The 15,994-nt window shown below is 65.1% G+C and carries 14 protein-coding genes; 2 read left to right on the top strand and 12 right to left on the bottom strand.

Features of this window, described 5'->3' with window-relative positions; translation table 11 throughout:
- Nucleotides 1–5 precede the first annotated feature (5 nt).
- From N7E70_RS02080 to N7E70_RS02055, 6 genes are read right to left on the bottom strand one after another with little or no spacing between them, the layout of a single operon-like run.
- The gene (locus tag N7E70_RS02080) at nucleotides 6–434 is read right to left on the bottom strand and encodes a MarR family winged helix-turn-helix transcriptional regulator (protein ID WP_067955239.1); all 429 of its coding nucleotides are present in this window, start codon (nucleotides 432–434) and stop codon (nucleotides 6–8) included.
- Nucleotides 431–1,015: an amino acid synthesis family protein gene (locus N7E70_RS02075; protein ID WP_067955236.1), complete on the bottom strand. Its 585-nt coding sequence runs from the start codon at nucleotides 1,013–1,015 to the stop codon at nucleotides 431–433. The genes N7E70_RS02080 and N7E70_RS02075 overlap by 4 nt, the downstream gene beginning before the upstream one ends.
- Nucleotides 1,008–1,889 carry a UPF0280 family protein gene (locus N7E70_RS02070; RefSeq protein WP_067955234.1) on the bottom strand — a complete coding sequence of 294 codons (882 nt, stop codon included), beginning with the start codon at nucleotides 1,887–1,889 and terminating at the stop codon, nucleotides 1,008–1,010. The genes N7E70_RS02075 and N7E70_RS02070 overlap by 8 nt, the downstream gene beginning before the upstream one ends.
- On the bottom strand, nucleotides 1,886–3,421 hold the full coding sequence (locus N7E70_RS02065; RefSeq protein WP_067955233.1) for a 6-hydroxynicotinate reductase: 1,536 nt from the start codon (nucleotides 3,419–3,421) through the stop codon (nucleotides 1,886–1,888). Before N7E70_RS02065 ends, N7E70_RS02070 begins: the two co-directional genes overlap by 4 nt.
- On the bottom strand, nucleotides 3,418–6,174 hold the full coding sequence (locus N7E70_RS02060; RefSeq protein WP_263005406.1) for a molybdopterin-dependent oxidoreductase: 2,757 nt from the start codon (nucleotides 6,172–6,174) through the stop codon (nucleotides 3,418–3,420). Before N7E70_RS02060 ends, N7E70_RS02065 begins: the two co-directional genes overlap by 4 nt.
- Complete coding sequence (locus N7E70_RS02055; RefSeq protein WP_067955230.1) at nucleotides 6,171–7,028, bottom strand: FAD binding domain-containing protein; 858 nt, start codon at nucleotides 7,026–7,028, stop codon at nucleotides 6,171–6,173. The genes N7E70_RS02060 and N7E70_RS02055 overlap by 4 nt, the downstream gene beginning before the upstream one ends.
- 201 nt (nucleotides 7,029–7,229) lie before the next feature.
- Between N7E70_RS02055 and pncA the strand changes: the two genes are divergently transcribed.
- Nucleotides 7,230–7,829 carry a bifunctional nicotinamidase/pyrazinamidase gene (gene pncA, locus N7E70_RS02050; RefSeq protein WP_067955228.1) on the top strand — a complete coding sequence of 200 codons (600 nt, stop codon included), beginning with the start codon at nucleotides 7,230–7,232 and terminating at the stop codon, nucleotides 7,827–7,829.
- 84 nt (nucleotides 7,830–7,913) lie between these two features.
- Nucleotides 7,914–9,341, top strand: coding sequence for a sodium:proton antiporter (locus N7E70_RS02045; RefSeq protein ID WP_183195007.1), 1,428 nt, complete (start codon nucleotides 7,914–7,916; stop codon nucleotides 9,339–9,341).
- On the opposite strand, the gene N7E70_RS02040 is transcribed toward N7E70_RS02045, so the two are convergent.
- The 6 genes from N7E70_RS02040 to N7E70_RS02015 form a co-directional block, all read right to left on the bottom strand.
- Nucleotides 9,338–10,045: an ABC transporter ATP-binding protein gene (locus N7E70_RS02040; RefSeq protein WP_067955226.1), complete on the bottom strand. Its 708-nt coding sequence runs from the start codon at nucleotides 10,043–10,045 to the stop codon at nucleotides 9,338–9,340. The genes N7E70_RS02045 and N7E70_RS02040 overlap by 4 nt on opposite strands.
- Nucleotides 10,042–10,779 (bottom strand): ABC transporter ATP-binding protein, encoded by a 738-nt coding sequence (locus N7E70_RS02035; RefSeq protein ID WP_067965817.1) that lies wholly within the window; start codon nucleotides 10,777–10,779, stop codon nucleotides 10,042–10,044. Before N7E70_RS02035 ends, N7E70_RS02040 begins: the two co-directional genes overlap by 4 nt.
- A complete protein-coding gene (locus N7E70_RS02030) occupies nucleotides 10,776–11,741 on the bottom strand; it encodes a branched-chain amino acid ABC transporter permease (RefSeq protein WP_067955224.1) in 966 nt (321 codons plus the stop codon). The genes N7E70_RS02035 and N7E70_RS02030 overlap by 4 nt, the downstream gene beginning before the upstream one ends.
- The gene (locus N7E70_RS02025) at nucleotides 11,738–12,619 is read right to left on the bottom strand and encodes a branched-chain amino acid ABC transporter permease (RefSeq protein WP_067955222.1); all 882 of its coding nucleotides are present in this window, start codon (nucleotides 12,617–12,619) and stop codon (nucleotides 11,738–11,740) included. Before N7E70_RS02025 ends, N7E70_RS02030 begins: the two co-directional genes overlap by 4 nt.
- 225 nt (nucleotides 12,620–12,844) lie before the next feature.
- Entirely contained in the window at nucleotides 12,845–14,149 is a 1,305-nt protein-coding gene (locus tag N7E70_RS02020) for an ABC transporter substrate-binding protein (RefSeq protein WP_182575106.1), read from the bottom strand.
- 154 nt (nucleotides 14,150–14,303) lie between these two features.
- On the bottom strand, nucleotides 14,304–15,752 hold the full coding sequence (locus tag N7E70_RS02015) for a hypothetical protein (protein ID WP_182575107.1): 1,449 nt from the start codon (nucleotides 15,750–15,752) through the stop codon (nucleotides 14,304–14,306).
- Between the last annotated feature and the right edge of the window lie 242 nt (nucleotides 15,753–15,994).

Genomic DNA, 15,994 nt, shown 5'->3' with positions numbered 1-15,994 from the left:
GGCCCTCAGCTTATCTTCGTCAGCAGCTGCAGCAGCGTCTCTGCGTCCTTCGCCGACAGCGGCGACAACGTCTCCTCGGTGATCGTCCGCGCCCGCGGCAGAAGCTCGACAATGAGGCGGTGGCCCTCGTCGGTCAGCTTGACCATCAGGCGCCTTTTGTCGACCTCATGTTTGGCCAGCTGCACCAGCCCGCGTGCCGCGAGCCGGTCGATGACGCCCTTCACGGTCGCCGCATCCATGGCGATCAGGCCGCCCAGCTGGTTCTGCGAGGTTTCGCCGACGTCGCGCAGCTTGGCGAGCGCGGCGAACTGCGGTGGCGTCAGGTCGGCAATATGCGTCGCGAAGATCGCGACGTGACGCTGGTTGGCCTTGCGCAGGACAAAACCGATCTGTCCCTGGACCTGGTAGGTACCTTCGGTGGTTTCGGGGCTCATCGCAAGCCATCCCAGGCCTTGATGTCGGAGGCCTTCAATCCACCCATGCGGTCGTGAATGCGCGGCCCCGAGGTCATGACCAATGCAAAGACGATCTCGTCCGGTCGCGGCCCGTCGGGCACCCCCACTTCCATGGCATCGAAATGGCTGCGCACATAGGCGGCGTTGACATGGCCGATCGGCACGTCGAGCCGCGCGCCGAAAGCACCCAGCTTCTTGGCCGAGGGCACGATCGCCTTGGCTTCGCCAAGCCGCTCGCGCATGGCGTAACCGCCGGGCACATGCCACAGCGCGCCGTGTTCCAGTTCGCCGGCCGAGCCGACAATGGCGCCTTTGCCATAACCGTCGATGGCCTTCGCATCGCCGCCCAGCGCCGCGATCAGCCGGTCGGACAGCATCAGCCCGAGCGGTTTCAGATCCTCCATCGCGCTCTCAAGCTCTTCGACATAGCGGTCGGCGAACGGGTTCTTCACCACCGCAAGCGCTGCCGCTCGTCGTCGGGGGATATGCGCGGGTGGCCCTCCGTCGTGCAGGATTTCCTCGATCGTTACAGCGATCTTCCGGATCGGAAAGTCAGGCATGGACAGGTTCCCCCCTTGTCACACCATCGGTTACGGCAAGCTCATGCGTGCCGCTTATGCGGGTTCGGCCTCCTAGGTATAGAGCTGCAGTCTGGATTGACCCTTGCCGCCGCAAGGATTCGGCCACGGAAAATCCGGCGTCGAGCGCCGCCTCGATGTCGGCGGGGGCAAGCGGTGCGACGTCTGTCGTCACCAGCCGGTCGCCAAGGTCGCTGTCGGGCGCCAGGTCGCACGCTGGCCTGCGGTGGATGGCTGTGTGGCCGGGCAGGTCGACAGCGTTGGCGATCAGCGTCGCCGCAGCATCGGCCGCGGCCGCGTTTACCGCGAGCACCGTTACAGCGTCGGCGATGCCGAGCGAAAAGCTGCGGCCGCGCCAGCCGCTGGTGGCGATGCCGCGCACTGCGTCCTGCCAGTGGATCGTCAGCCTGTCGGCCAGGCCGTGGCCCGTGCCGGCAATCGCCACCGAGAATTCCTGGCCACGGGCGATGTGCAGGGCGATGTCACCGCCATTGTTGACATAGGCGCGCTCGATTGAACGCCCGGCGATCATCGCGGCCATCATCTCGTCGGCGACAGAACCTGCGACGGCGGCCATCGGTGTGATGAACTGCCCAGCCAAAGGCGCGACGGCGGCTTCCATGCGCCGCGCTGTTGGTCCGTCGAAGTCGCGGGGCCTTGACGATGCCGGGCGGCGCAGTTGGGCAAGCTCCTCGACCAGCTCGTCCAGGATGGTCTGGAAGCGTTCCGCCGCCTGTTCGTAAGCGGCGCGCACCTCGCCGGTCTCGCCAAATGCCTCGACGATCAGGTCGATGGGGCCATGATTGAAATGCAGGCGGTGCTTGTCGGGCAGCCAGGAGATTTCGGGTCCATTCATCGCGACCCGCCCGGCGCCGTCAGGCGCAACTGCGCCAGCGGTGGCCAGGGGTTGTCGGTCCCGGCCGCTTCCGTCGCCCGTTCGTTGAGATACTCGCCGCCGCGCGCCAGCACGTCGTCGATGCTCCTGATCTCGCCGTCATAGCCGCCCAGTGCCAGGTAGTCGTCGCGCCGCAAGGTGAATTCGATCGGCGCCACCAGGGCCGGTGTCGGCACATAACCGAAAGCGTTGTCGGGCACCCTGAGGACGTCGACCATCAGCGTGATGCCGCCGCCCGGCCAGACATAGACAGGCGCGCCGCCCACCGTCACGTAGGTTCTCAGGCCTTGCACCGAACGCGTCAGGTTGACCGGGTTTTCCGTCACCCCGGCGCGCAGGCTGCCGCCGGCGCCGCCGACGAACAGCACGGTACACAAAGCCGGCTCACAATTGTCCTCGATCAGCCCAACCGACTTGCGCAAGCGGTCCGGGAACGGCTTCTTGACCGGCATCAATTCGTCGTTGAGCTCGTAATAGGCGAACTGCTCGCCCGTCGTCGAAACCATCAGCAGCGACAGGCCGGGCCGCGCGCCTTTCTTGGCATTCCAATCGCCGAGGATCTCGAGCGGGTCGGAGATGCTGGTTCCACCCCAGCCGAGGCCGGGCTCCGACACCTTGAAATAACGCCCCGGCGTCGAGCGGCGGCCGAGGATCTTAATGCCGGTCTCCTCCCAGCCAAGCACCTTGCCGGCCTGGTGCTCGGAGACGACGCCAGTGATGTGGTCGTCGACGACAACCACCTCGTCAACGAGCCCGCGCCATTGCGTGGCGAACATGCCTATGGTCGCCGAGCCACAGCCGACGCGCATGCGGTGTTCGGTCGTGCCATCGATGACCGGCGGCTTGCCGGCCTCGACCACGATGGCGGCGCCGCCGTCGATGCTCAGCTCGACGGGCTTCTTGTTGCAGAGGTCGAGCAGCACCGCGCAGGTCACCCGGCCTTCGCTCTTCGAGCCGCCGGTCAAATGGTGGACGCCACCGAGCGACAGCATCTGCGAGCCGTATTCGCCCGTCGTCACATGGCCGATGGCCTCGCCCTGGGCACGCACCGTCGCCGTCTCGGGGCCGAGATGGCGGTCGGTGTCGATCTTCACCTTGACGCCGCAATAGGAGAAGATGCCCTCGGTGACGACGGTGACTAGATCGACGCCTGCGAGCTGCTGGCTGACGATGAACGGTGCCGGCTTGTAGTCGGGATAGGTGGTGCCGGCACCGATGGCGGTAACGAAGCGCCGCCCGGTGTTGACCAGTTCGCCATCCCACGCCTCGCCGCTGAAAGGCACCACGGAATTGCCGCTTTCGACCGCGAAATCGAGCACGCGGACTGGGTCGGCGCGCACGATCATGCCGCCGAAATTGCCGTAGCGGTCGCAGGCGCCGGTGTGCCCTTCGGCGATGTAGCACATCACGGGGCAGGCATCGCAGCGCAGCTTTTCGCCCGCCTGCCTGTCGCCGGCCGGGTGTGTCTCGAAACGCTCGGAAAGCTCGTTCATCGACGTGCCTCCTCGATTGCGGCCAGGATTCGCGACGGCGTTGCCGGCACCTTGGTGATCGCCACTCCGATGGCGTGGCGGATGGCGTTGAGGATGGCGGGCGCCGTCGGGATCAGCACATGCTCGCCCAAACCCTTGGCGCCAAAGGGTCCTTCCGGGTCCGGAACTTCCACCAGTATGGTTTCTATCGGCGGCACGTCACCGATCGTCGGGATCAGGTAGTCGTGCAGGTTCTCGGTACGGCCGGGAATGTACTCTTCCATCAGCGCCATGCCGATGCCCTGGGCGATGCCGCCCTCGATCTGGCCTTCGGCAAGCAGCGGGTTGATCGCCCGGCCGACATCATGCGCCGCGGTGATCTTGATCAGCTTCACGGTGCCAAGCCTCATGTCGACCTCAAGCTCGGCGATCTGCGCGCCATAGCCGTAGACAGCATAAGGTTTGCCTTGGCCCTTGGCATCGAGCGTCGTCGTCGGCGGGTCGTAGCTTTCCTCGGCGGCGAAGACAAGGCCGTCCTTGTCCACTTCGAGCAGCGTCAGATCGATGCGCCGCCGCTCGCCGCCCTCATGCACCAGGAGCAGTCCGCCCGGCAAAAGCTGCAGCGACGCTTTGGCCGAGACATTGGCAAAGCGCAGGATGCCGTCTCGCAAGGCTTTCGCGGACTTTTCCGCCGCTTTTCCCGAGACATAGGTCTGGCGCGACGCCGAGGTCTTGCCCGCATCGGGTGTAACAGCCGTATCGGCACTTCGAAGCACGAAATCGCCGAGCGGCAGGCCAAGCGCGTCGGCGGCGATCTGGGCGATGACGGTGTTGGCGCCCTGGCCGATGTCGACCGCGCCCTGGTGCAGCACGACCTTGCCTTCGGGCGAGATGCCCAGCTTGATTGTCGAGGGGTTGGGCAAAGACGTGTTGCCGCAGCCATACCAGCACGAGGCGATTCCGACGCCGCGCTTGATCTTGCCGTTGGCCGCGTTGAAAGCGTCCGCTTCGGCCAGCGCGCGTGTCCAGCGCAGGCTCAGCGCCTCGAGGCAGTCGCCGATGCCGACACCGGTGTCGAGCCGCTGCCCGGTCACCGTTTCGGAGCCGTTTCGAAGAGCATTTTTCAAGCGTATCTGCAACCGGTCGAGGCCAAGCTTGTCGGCCAGTTGGTCGAGCAGCGTCTCTTGCATCAGGGTAGCCTGCGGCACGCCGAAACCACGGAACGCGCCCGACACCGGGCCATTGGTGTGGATGGCGCGAGCGATGGCGCGGTAATGCGGCGTGGCATAGGGCCCGGAGGCATGCACCGGCACGCGATTGGCGACGGTCGGGCCGAAGCTGGCATAGGCACCGGTGTTGAACTCGCCATCGAACACCATGCCGCGAATGGTGCCGTCGGCATTGGCGCCGATTGTTGCCTTCATCGCGGCCGGATGGCGCTTCGTCGTCGAGGCCATCGATTCGGTGCGGCTATAGGCAAGGGCTGCCGGGCGCCCTGTCTTCAGTGCCACCAGCCCTATGAGCGGTTGCAGCGAAACGTCGATCTTGGAGCCAAAGCCGCCGCCGGTCGCCGTCGGCAGGATACGCACTTTTTCCACCGCGAGACCAAGGATACGCGCCGTGTCGTCGCGATCCAGATGCGGTGCCTGAGTGCAGGCTGCGATCGTCAGCGTATCGCTGTCCATCAATGCATAGCCGGCTTCCGGTTCGATGTAGGCGTGCTCGACATAGGAGGTCTGCATGCTGCCGGAGACCACGCATGCGGCCTGCGCCAGGGCACTTTCCGGCTCGCCGCGCTCGACAAGGCCGCGCACCAGCAGGTTGTCGGGTCGGTTGGCATGGACCAGCACTGCGCCTTGCGCCTGGGAAGTGGCCGGCTCCAGTGCTGCCGGCAACTCGCGCCAGGTGATGGGGAAAGACGTCACATCCAGGTCGCGCGCCGCCCAGCCTTCGCAAGCGACAAGCGCCACCGCCTCGCCACGGAAACGTGTCTCGCTCTCGGCCAGTGCCGGCTGGTCGGCAAAAGGCGGGATAACGCCGAAGCTGTTGATGCCGGGGATGTCGCCGGCGGTGAAAACCGCAACGATGCCCGCATTGCCTGCGACGTAGGCGTCGAGGTCGCCGAACGAGAATGCGGCTCGGTGATGCGGCGAGCGGATCACCAGCACCGACAACGCATCGGCGGGAAATGAATCGCCGCCGAATCTTTCGCTGCCAATCACCTTCGGGATGCCGTCGAGCCTGATGGGCGAGGCGCCTACGGCCGAACCAGCCGGGGGCATGCGAAAATCAAGAGATGGTGGCAGCATAAAGTGCCATGCCTCCATCACCGCCTCGACGATCTTGCGATAGCCGGTGCAGCGGCACAGGACCCCGCCGAGCGCGTCCTGGACCTGTTGTTCGCTTGGGCGCGGCTCCCGTTCCAGCAACGCAGTTGCCGTCACAAGCAGTCCGGGCGTGCAGAAACCGCATTGCGCGGCGCCATGTGCCAGGAACGACGCCTGCAGCGCCGAGAGGTCGCTGCCCCGCAGCCCTTCCACGGTGCGGATCGAAGCGCCTTCGACCGAGGCCATCGGCAGCAGGCAGGCGCAGACGGGCTCGCCGCCGAGCAGCACGGTGCAGGCGCCGCAATCGCCGGCATCGCAGCCGACCTTGGTGCCCGTCAGCCTGAGGTCGTCGCGCAGTACCGACGACAGGCGCCGCATCGGCGCAGCGGACACCGACACGGAGGCGCCGTTGACAGTGAAGCTGATCGGCGCCCGGTCGGTTTTCATGCCGCCGTCCGTCTCTGCGAGCCATGCGTTGCAAGCAGAAGCGCCCGCGCCACGATTTCGCGCGCAGCACTTCGCCTGTATCCGGCACTGCCGCGCACATCGTCGATTGGTGACAATTCATCCAATCCGGCAGCTTGCACCGCGGCTTCGGCGATCTCCGGCCTATGCCCGACAAGTGCTGCTTCCAGCGCGTGCAGCCGTCGCGCCACGGCCGAGCACGACCCCACCGAAATCGCCGCGCTTGCGATCCGCGCGTCCGTACCGAGCACGACCCTGGCCGCCGCCATGGCGATCGAAATGACCAGATAGCGCCGCGCACCCAGTTTGACGAAGGCCGAGCCGCCGCCAGTGCTGGCCTTGGGAATGCGCAGCGCCGTCACCAGCTCGTCCTCGCGCAGCTTGGTTCGGCGGTTGCCTATGATGAACGCGCCAAGCGGCAAAATGCGCATCTCGTGGCGCGACCGCAGCTCGACCTCGGCGTCGAGGATCATCAGCGCCGGTACCCCATCGGCGGCCGGTGAGGCGTTGCATATGTTGCCGGCTATCGACGCGACGTGCTGAATCTGGATCGAGCCAATTTCGCGCGCCGCCTGCTTCAGCGCGTCGAAGGCCGGCGGCAGCGGCGCCTGGATGATCTCGGTCCAACTGGTGCGCGCACCAATGACGAAGTGATTGTCGCTTTCGGTGATGCCGCGCAGTGCGCCGATGTCATTGATATCGATTACATCGAAATAGAGAGGCCGGTTGCCAAGAGCGGGATAAACGTCCGTCGCACCCGCCAACACTCGCCAAGAGCCCTCGCTGAGCAGCGCCAGCGCCTCGTCGAGTGACTTGGGTTTCGCGTAACGGGTCACGCAATGCCTCCCGGCTGTTGCCGGACATTTTCATTCGTACACAAGTGATAACCTGCCGCGATCTTTTGTCAAAGCCTGGCTTTACTTCGCCGGATCACGGTGGGCGCATGGCGGCCAAGTTGAAGGTTGACGCCGGCCGCCATCTGGTCGAATTTCGACGGCCCGCCAGCACGGCGGTATCAGAAACGAGTTGGGGACATCATGGCTACGGACGCGCTCGTCGTCGTCGATCTGCAAAACGACTTCTGCCCTGGCGGCGCGCTTGCCGTGAATGGGGGCGACGAGATCATCCCGCTGGTCAATGACCTGATCCGCCACAGCGAGCACGTGCTGCTTACCCAGGATTGGCATCCGGCCGGTCATTCGAGCTTCGCCTCGAGCCATCCCGGCAAGCAGCCTTTCGAAAGTGTCCGCATGTCCTATGGCCCCCAAACGCTGTGGCCGGATCACTGCATTCAGGGCAGCCGCGGCGCCGATTTCCATTCCGGGCTCGCCTGGTCCAAGGCCGAACTGGTTATCCGCAAGGGGTTTCGTCCGAACATTGACAGCTACTCGGCGTTTTTCGAGAACGACCGCTTCACGCCGACGGGCCTTGCCGGATACCTGCGCGAGCGCGACGTCGCCTCGATCACGCTTGTCGGCCTCGCCACCGATTTCTGCGTCGCCTATTCGGCGCTTGATGCGGTCAAGCATGGCTTCGCCACCACGGTGCGGCTCGATGCGTGCCGCGCGATCGATCTGGGCGGTTCCCTCGACTCGATGATCGGCAAGATGCGTGACGCCGGCGTCAAGCTGGTCTGATTTCCTGACTTTGGCAGCATCAGACGTTGCGGTCATCAATTCGAACACAATGCCCGGCGTAAACGCCGGTTCCGAGGGGACGGCATGAAGGGTTCGCGTATTGCGGCAGCGTCTCTGGCGCTGGCCTGCCTGCTGGCGAGTGCAAGCACCGCGCTGGCTGCCGAGCAGGGATTGCCCGGGGCGACGATGTCGTTGGTGTGGGCACTGCCGTTTGCGGGATTGCTGCTCTCCATCGCCACCGGGCCGCTGCTTTATCCGCACCTCTGGGAGCAGCACTACGGCAAGATCACAGCCGGCTGGGCGGCGCTGGTGGTGGTGCCGATGGCGCTGTCTTTCGGCTTCGACATCTCAGTCGAGGCCGTGCTGCACACGCTGCTGCTCGAATACATGTCCTTCATCATTCTTTTGTTTGCCCTTTTCACCATCTCGGGCGGCATCCTGGTGGCAGGCAACATCCAGGGCACGCCGCTCATCAATGCCGGCCTTCTGGTCATTGGCGCGTTGCTGGCCTCCGTCGTCGGCACCACCGGCGCGTCGATGATCATGATCCGGCCGGTGATCCGCGCCAACGACAACCGGCCGTTTAACGCCCATGTCATCGTCTTCTTCATCTTCCTGGTGTCCAACATCGGCGGCTCGCTGACGCCGCTCGGCGACCCACCGCTGTTCGTCGGCTTTCTGCGCGGCGTAGACTTCTTCTGGACCACCGTCCATCTCTGGCGCGAGGCGCTGTTGGTCGGCGGCATCGTGCTGGCCGCCTTCCTCGCCGTCGATTGGCACTTTCACCGGCGCGAGTCCGGGCAGCCCAAGGTCAAGGACCCGACACCACATTCGAAGGTGCGCATCCGCGGACTTGCCAATATCGCTTTGCTCGCCGGTGTCATCGCCGCGATCCTGATGTCGGCGTCATGGAAGCCCGGCGTCGCGTTCTCCGTCTACGGCGTCCATGTCGAACTTCAGAACCTCGTCCGTGACGCCATCATCCTGGCATTGGCCTTCGTGTCACTGGCGGTCACCCGCAAGGAATACCGCGCCGCCAACGGGTTTTCATGGGGTCCTATTCTCGAAGTGGCCAAGCTGTTTGCCGGCATCTTCGTTTGCATCGTGCCCGTCATCGCCATCCTGCGCGCCGGGCTAGATGGGGCTTTCGCGCCGCTGGTGGCGCTGGTCACCGGACCGGGCGGCAAGCCTGACAACCTCGCCTATTTCTGGCTGACGGGCGTGCTGTCGTCCTTCCTCGACAATGCGCCGACCTATCTCGTCTTCTTCGAGCTTGCCGGCGGAGACCCACAGGCGCTGATGACGACCTTTGCCACAACACTGGTGGCGATCTCGGCCGGCGCCGTGTTCATGGGCGCCAACACCTATATCGGCAATGCGCCGAACTTCATGGTCTACGCCATCGCCCGGGAAAGCGGGGTCAGGATGCCCGGCTTTTTCGGCTACATGCTGTGGTCGAGCGCGATGCTGATCCCGACCTTCCTGATCGCGGGGTTTGTGTTCTTCGCCTAACCCACGCCGACATAGCGCCTGACCATCCCAGGATCCTCGCGCAGCCGCCCCACGTCCACCGTCTCGCGGTTGCGACCGTTCTCAATGAAGGCGACGCGATCGGCGACGGGCAGCACGGCGTCGACGCGCTGTTCGACGAGAATGGTCGAGACATCGCGCTCGCGCAGCCTGGCCACGGTTTCGCGGATATTGGCGATCATCGACGGCATCAGCCCTTCGGTCGGCTCGTCGAGCAGCAGGACCTCGGGTTCAACACACAGCGCGCGCGCCATGGCCAGCATCTGCTGCTCGCCGCCCGACAACGTGCCGGAGCGCTGCTTCAGCCGGTCGCGCAACAGCGGGAACAGGTCGAGCACGCTGTCGCGCACCGCCTTGCCCCTCTTGCGGGTCATCAGGCCGATCTCGATGTTTTCGGCGACGGTCAGCTCGGCAAACAGCCGGCGCCCTTGCGGCACATAAGCCACACCCGCCTTTGGCACCTCGTGCGCAGGGAGCTCGGTCAGCACGCGTTCGCCCAGCCTGATCGAGCCCGCACGCGCCGGCACCAGCCCCATGATCGCCTTCAGCGTCGTGGTCTTGCCGGCGCCGTTACGGCCGAGCAGGCACAGCACCTCGCCCTTGCGCAGTTCGAGGTCGAGGCCGTGCAGCACCTGCACTTCGCCGTAAAAGCAGTCGAGGCCTGATATCGTCAGCGCCGCATTCATGCTTCGGCCTCCTGAGCGGTGCCAAGATAGGCTTCTTGCACGGCGGCGTTGGCGCGGATCTCGGCCGGGCTGCCTTCGGCGAGGATCCTGCCGGCATTGAACACGCTGATGCGACGGGCCAGCGCCATGACAACGGGCATGTTGTGCTCGATCAGCAGGATGGTGGCGTCACGGGCGATCTCGCGGGCCAGGGCGATGAAGTTCTCGATCTCGCCGTCCGACAGGCCCTGCGTCGGTTCGTCGAGAATGAGCAGACGCGGCCTGAGCGCCAGGCCCATGGCCACCTCGAGCAGCCGCTGGTGGCCATAGGCCAGAGTGCCGGCCTGCTCATGCGCGCGGCCAGCGAGGCCGACGCGCTCCAGCGCCTCCATCGCCCCTTGCCGCACCGCGCCGCGCGACCGGCCGTCGGTCAGTGTGCGCTGTACCGGCAGGGCGACGTTGTCGTAGGCGCTGAGATTGGCGAAGACGCTGGTGATCTGGAAGGTGTAGGCGATGCCGCGCCGGACCCGCAGATGCGCCGGCATGGCGGTGATATCCTCGCCGTCGAAGACGATACTGCCTGAGGTCGGTGCGTAGCGGCCGCAGACGAGGCTGACGAAAGTGGTCTTGCCGGCGCCGTTGGGGCCGATCACCGCCCTGATCTCGCCCGGCTCAAGCGAGAAGTCGACATTGTCGACGGCGCGCAGGCCGCCGAAATGACGCGACAGACCCTTGGTGGTCAGAAGCGCCGTCACGGCAGCCACCCGAGCCAGCGGTCGCGCAGCGTGCCGAGAACGCCCTTGCGGAACCAGAGCACCAACAGGATCAGCATTGCGCCGACAATAAGCATGTAGGCCGAGGTGTAGCTGCTGGTGATGTCGATCACGTAGTACATGAACAATGTGCCGAGCAGCGGCCCGAGTGTGGTCGCGGCACCGCCGAGCAGCACCCAGAGCAGTGGCAGGATCGAATATTGCACCGAGGCAAATGTCGAGCCGACATAGCCGAACAACAGGGCATAGGCCGCCCCGGCCGCGGCACAGATGACGCCCGAGGTGACGACTGCCGCCAGCTTGTTGGCGAAGGTGTCGTAGCCAAGCATCTTCGCGCGCTCCTCGTTTTCGCGGATCGCGACCAGCACACGGCCGTGGCGCGAGCGGACGATGGCGAGCGTGGCGAACAGGGCAGCGGCAAACAGCGCCACTGCCGAGAGATAGCGCGTCGCCGGGTTGGTCAGGTCGAGCGTGCCGGTTCCCAAAGTGATCTGCCGCGCCTGCTGCTGCAGCACCAGCCCCTCGTCGCCGCGCGTCCATGCGCCGAAATAGAGTGTTACGAGATAAAACACCTGGGCAAACATCATGGTCACGATCATGAAGGCGACACCCGAAGTCCGGAGCGCCAGCAGGCCGACAATCAGCGACACGAGGAAGCCCGCGCCGACGCCACCGGCAAAGGCCGGCACCACGCCCCAGCCAAGATGATAGAGCGGCAGCCCGGCGCCATAGAGCCCGGCGGCGAAGAACATGGCGTGGCCGAGGCTCAAGAGCCCGACATAACCGAACAGAAGGTTGTAGCCCATGGCGAAGATGGCCAGCACCAGCACCCGCGCCAGAACGCCATGGTGGTATTCGGGCAGGATGTAGTTGAGCGCGACGAGCAGGGCGATGACCACTGCATGCAACGCGTAGACCCTGGCCGTCGCCCCGTCGCCGCTCATTTTGTCGCCGTTCCGAACAGGCCCTGCGGCCGGAACACCAGCACCATGGCGACGACGAGCGTGGCGATGATCTTGGCCAGGGTCGGCGAGAAGAACACCGAGATGATGCCGTCGGATACGCCGATGAGAAGGGCGGCAATGACGGTGCCGCGCAGCGAGCCCAGCCCGCCGATGATGACGACGATGAACGACAGCAACAGCGGGTCGAGACCCATCAAATAATGCGCCTGCTGGATCGGCACGATCAGCACGGCGGCGATTGCCGCGAGCATCGCGCCAAGCGCGAACACCGCGCCATAGACGCGTCCGACCGGGATGCCGAAGGCCTGAGCGGTCTCACGGTCGTATTGAGTCGCCCGCATGACAAGGCCGATCCTCGTGCGGGTCAGCACCAGCCAGGTGGCAAGCAGCAAAAGCGCCGATGCGGCGATGATCGACAGCTTGTAGCCGGAGTAGCCGAACCAGGGCAGCTGGATTCGGACGTTGAAGGGCGGCGTCACCGGCCGCGCCTCGGGGCCGTAGAAGGTCAGAGCCAGCTGCTGGATGATGTAGAGCAGGCCGATGGTGGCGACAATGGTGGCTTCCGGGTTGTAGTCGAGCCGGCGCAGGACAAGCCGCTCAGATATCCAGGCGATGAAGCCGACGATCAGCGGCGCCAGCACCAGGGCTGCGGCGAAGCCGAGAGCTGGGTGTCCACCAACGGCTGTGGTGATCGCCCATGCGAGCACGGCGCCGAGCATGAAGAATTCGCCATGCGCGACATTGACGATGCGCATCACGCCGAACACCAGCGACAGGCCAAGCGCTGTCAGCGCCAGCACTGCCGAGGTGACCAGGCCTTCGAGCGTGGCAAGCAGGAGATGCGGGAAGAAGGCCACTAGCCAACCCACCTGGGTTGCGCTTCGTCGCACCCCCCTCTGGCCTGCCGGCCATTTCCGCCACAAGGGGGGAGATCAGCTGACGCTGATATCTGCGCCAACCACGGACGGTGCAAGATGGCAGTGGCGACAGAGCTGCTTATCTCCCCCCTTGTGGGGGAAATGGCCGGCAGGCCAGAGGGGGGCAACGTCGAGCGCATTACAGGCCAGTCTATCGCCGTACCCTCACAACGGCTGCGTCGTGTAGTCCGCCTCCGGCTCGTACAGACCGTCCTCGATCGAGGTCCGGTGGACGACGTTGAGCTTGCCGCCTTCGACCTTGGAGATGTTCTGGTGGCCGAAGACCTGGTGGATCTTGCCGTTGAACGTCTTGTCGCCCTGCGGGTGCTCGGGACCTTCCTTGAACGCGGTCAGCGCCTCGGTCGCCTCGACAAGCTTGGCGCGGTCTTCGGGCCCCTTGTAGCCTGAATCCTCCATCGCCTTCTTGATGACGTAGAGCGTTTCCCAGCAGCCGAACATGTGGGCGGCGGTCGAGACGTCCTTGGCATCCGTCGTCGAGGCGCCGTTGTCGTCGATGCCGACGGCGGCGCGATACGCCTTCTGCGCCTCGCTGTCATTGGCTTGGGCGTAGCGCGGCGAGCCTTCCCAGAAATGGCTGCCGTCGAGGAATTCGAGGCCCGGGCTGTTGATGTCGACGGCCTCGAGCGAGTCGATGAAGCCGAACAGCTGCGGCTTGGTCGAGCCGTAGAATTCGCCGAGCTCCTTGACGAAGGTCAAAACGCCTGGGCCGACCATGACGTGGTACAGCACCTCGGTATCGGCAGGGATCTGCGGCAGGTATTTGGTGAACGAGCTTTCGGTCGGCGGGATCGGAATCTGGGCGACGACCTCGCCGCCCTGCGCCTTGATGGCGGGCGCGAAATAGTCGCGATGGTCGTAGCCGAAAGCGTAGTCCGGATAGATCATCGTCACCTTCTTGCCAAGGTTGGCCGCGACCCAGGGCGCGACCGAGGTGACCTGCGAGCGCACGTCGGTGATGCCGGGCTGGAACACCCAGCGGTTCAGCTTACCCGAGGCGACGTGATAGCCTTCGCTGACGACATAATAGGGGATCTTGAGCTCGCCGGCGGTAGGCGCCGAGCCGACGACGACATGCGAGAACAGCGTGCCGAAGACGATGTCGGTCTTGTGCTGGCTGGCGAATTTCGCCACCACTTCGGCGCCGCGCTTGGGGTCGGTGCCGTCATCCTCGACAATGATCTCGACCGGCCGTCCGTTGATGCCGCCGGCATCGTTGATCAGCTTGACGGCGGCGTTGGTGGTCTTTTCGTACCAGCGGCCATAGGCGGCGCCGATGCCGGTGCGGTGGGCCTGGAAGCCGATCTTGATCGGAGCGGAAGATTGCGCCTGTGAGTAGCGCACGAAACCCGGGGCTGCCATCAGGCCGGCGCCGGCGGCGATGCCTTTCAGCGCCGTGCGGCGGCTTAGGCGCGATTTTCCGAGGTCGAAGAAGCGATTGCTGTCAGTCATGCCCTGTCCCCTTGCCGTGTCCTTTGACCAACGATCGTGCGGATTGGCAGCCCTTCCGCCGAGGGCGAAAAATTGCATGTATACAAACTAGATCACCAATCCCTGGACGTGGCAATAGTTGCTTCCCCAAGGTCAAAATCCACCTGCATTTGCACTATCCCGCCGTTGCTGTCGAGAGCAGCCAGAGGCCGAAAACGGTGTAGCCGATCATCAGCACGATGAGCGGCAACTGGCTGAGCGAGGCACTGGCCGCATTGGGGTGCATTCGCCAGGCAAACACATGGGCGACGAGCACCGCCAGCACATGCCCGCCGACGATCGCCGCCGCCTGGAGGTTCCACAGCAGCCAAGCCGAATGCGCGCCCATGGCGATGCCGGCCTCGACCGGCATGTGGGCTGTGCCGAGCAGGTTCCAGCCCAAGGCGAACGGATCCGACAGCGCCACCAGCGCGTATTGGCCGTTGACCAGAAGTGCCGTCAGATAGTGCGAGAAGTGATAGGCCAGCGCGATGGGAACGATCGACCAGACGAACAGGCCGGCGGCCTCGGGCAGCGGCGCGGCACTGCGGACCACCCTTTCGCCCGCGACGACCGCGAGCAGTCCGACGCCGGCGAGTGCAACGAACATCGCCATCAGGCCGAAGCTGTTGGTGGCGACCAGCGCGGTGCGGCCGGGCAGTTCGAGCGGGTTGATGCTGTTGAGCCCGAGCCAGAAGAACGTCTTCGAAAAGCCGTCAAACGATACCGAAGCGAGGGTCGCGAGCAGGAACAGCGCCCCCGCGGGCGGCAGCGCTTCGGCTTGGTAAAGCTTGGCGCCCGGCCAGCACAGGGCAAGGCGCAGGCGGGACCGGTCCTTGCTGGCCTCGACGATGCCGAAGCGGCCGATCATGGCGAAGAAGGCCGAGAGGAATTCGCCCTGACGGCTCCAGCGCTCGAAGCCGAAGGCCAGCATGGCGGTGAAGGAGATGATCCAGTAGAGGCCGGCGGCCATGGCGAGGCGTGCCGGATCGTCCGGGGCGGGGTCGATCAGCTCGAACCAGGCGAAGGCGAAGAACAGAATGACTGCGGGCCAGTAGCCGAGCCATTCGGGAAGATGCAGTGGGGTCTTTTGCCGAGCCTTGGCACCCAGCGCTCCTGTGACCAAGCGATAAGGTCCGTACCATGGGTTGAGCCAAGACCAGAGATTGCCGCACAGGCCCTGGGCCAGCGTGAGCCCGACCCAGAGCAGTGTCCAGACCGTCAGGGGCAGCGGGTTGGACAGCGGGTCGCGCGAGCCGATGAAGCCCGCTGTGATCAACACTGCGAAGACGGCGAAGGCGGCGAGGCTCGCAGGCAACCGTAGATCAGGGATGGAGCCGAGCGGCAGGCGCTTGCGCCAGATGGACACCAACCGCGCCGGCGGCAGCAGTGCCAGTACCAGAAAACTCGCCGCCACCGCGAACGCTGCGCCGGCTATGTAATGCCCGGTCGGCAACAGCAGCACATGGCCACGGTCGGAGGCATGGGCGAAAGCGGGCGAGGTGTGCGATGCGGCGGCAGCGCATGCGGCAAGCACTGCTGCCGCTTTGCGTTGGACGGTTGTGGCTGTGTTGGTTCCGCGCATCACCTTGCCGGTGTGCCACATGGTCGGGGTCGCGGGAAGGGTGCGACTATCGACGGCGGATGGCGACAGGTGGTGACGCTCGCGCTTTGCGAGGCAACCCTTTAGCCTCGCGACCTTCGCACCTCCCTCTGGCCTGCCGGCCATCTCCCCCACAAGGAGGGAGATCACGTCTTCATCAGCCGCCCGGCCAACTACCAACGTTGCAAAGGCTCATCCATACAACGTTGCAGAATGAGCGCCGC

Source organism: Aminobacter sp. NyZ550 (assembly GCF_025628925.2).
Lineage (GTDB): Bacteria > Pseudomonadota > Alphaproteobacteria > Rhizobiales > Rhizobiaceae > Aminobacter > Aminobacter ciceronei.
This window is presented reverse-complemented; position numbering and strand designations above follow the sequence as displayed.

Excerpts from the sequence above, each read along its gene's own strand:
- N7E70_RS02080 (WP_067955239.1), bottom strand. The coding sequence starts at position 434 with ATGAGCCCCGAAACCACCGAAGGTACCTACCAGGTCCAGGGACAGATC.
- pncA (WP_067955228.1), top strand. The coding sequence starts at position 7,230 with ATGGCTACGGACGCGCTCGTCGTCGTCGATCTGCAAAACGACTTCTGC.
- N7E70_RS02075 (WP_067955236.1), bottom strand. The coding sequence starts at position 1,015 with ATGCCTGACTTTCCGATCCGGAAGATCGCTGTAACGATCGAGGAAATC.
- N7E70_RS02070 (WP_067955234.1), bottom strand. The coding sequence starts at position 1,889 with ATGAATGGACCCGAAATCTCCTGGCTGCCCGACAAGCACCGCCTGCAT.
- N7E70_RS02030 (WP_067955224.1), bottom strand. The coding sequence starts at position 11,741 with ATGAGCGGCGACGGGGCGACGGCCAGGGTCTACGCGTTGCATGCAGTG.
- N7E70_RS02040 (WP_067955226.1), bottom strand. The coding sequence starts at position 10,045 with ATGAATGCGGCGCTGACGATATCAGGCCTCGACTGCTTTTACGGCGAA.
- N7E70_RS02020 (WP_182575106.1), bottom strand. The coding sequence starts at position 14,149 with ATGACTGACAGCAATCGCTTCTTCGACCTCGGAAAATCGCGCCTAAGC.
- N7E70_RS02015 (WP_182575107.1), bottom strand. The coding sequence starts at position 15,752 with ATGCGCGGAACCAACACAGCCACAACCGTCCAACGCAAAGCGGCAGCA.
- N7E70_RS02065 (WP_067955233.1), bottom strand. The coding sequence starts at position 3,421 with ATGAACGAGCTTTCCGAGCGTTTCGAGACACACCCGGCCGGCGACAGG.
- N7E70_RS02045 (WP_183195007.1), top strand. The coding sequence starts at position 7,914 with ATGAAGGGTTCGCGTATTGCGGCAGCGTCTCTGGCGCTGGCCTGCCTG.
- N7E70_RS02060 (WP_263005406.1), bottom strand. The coding sequence starts at position 6,174 with ATGAAAACCGACCGGGCGCCGATCAGCTTCACTGTCAACGGCGCCTCC.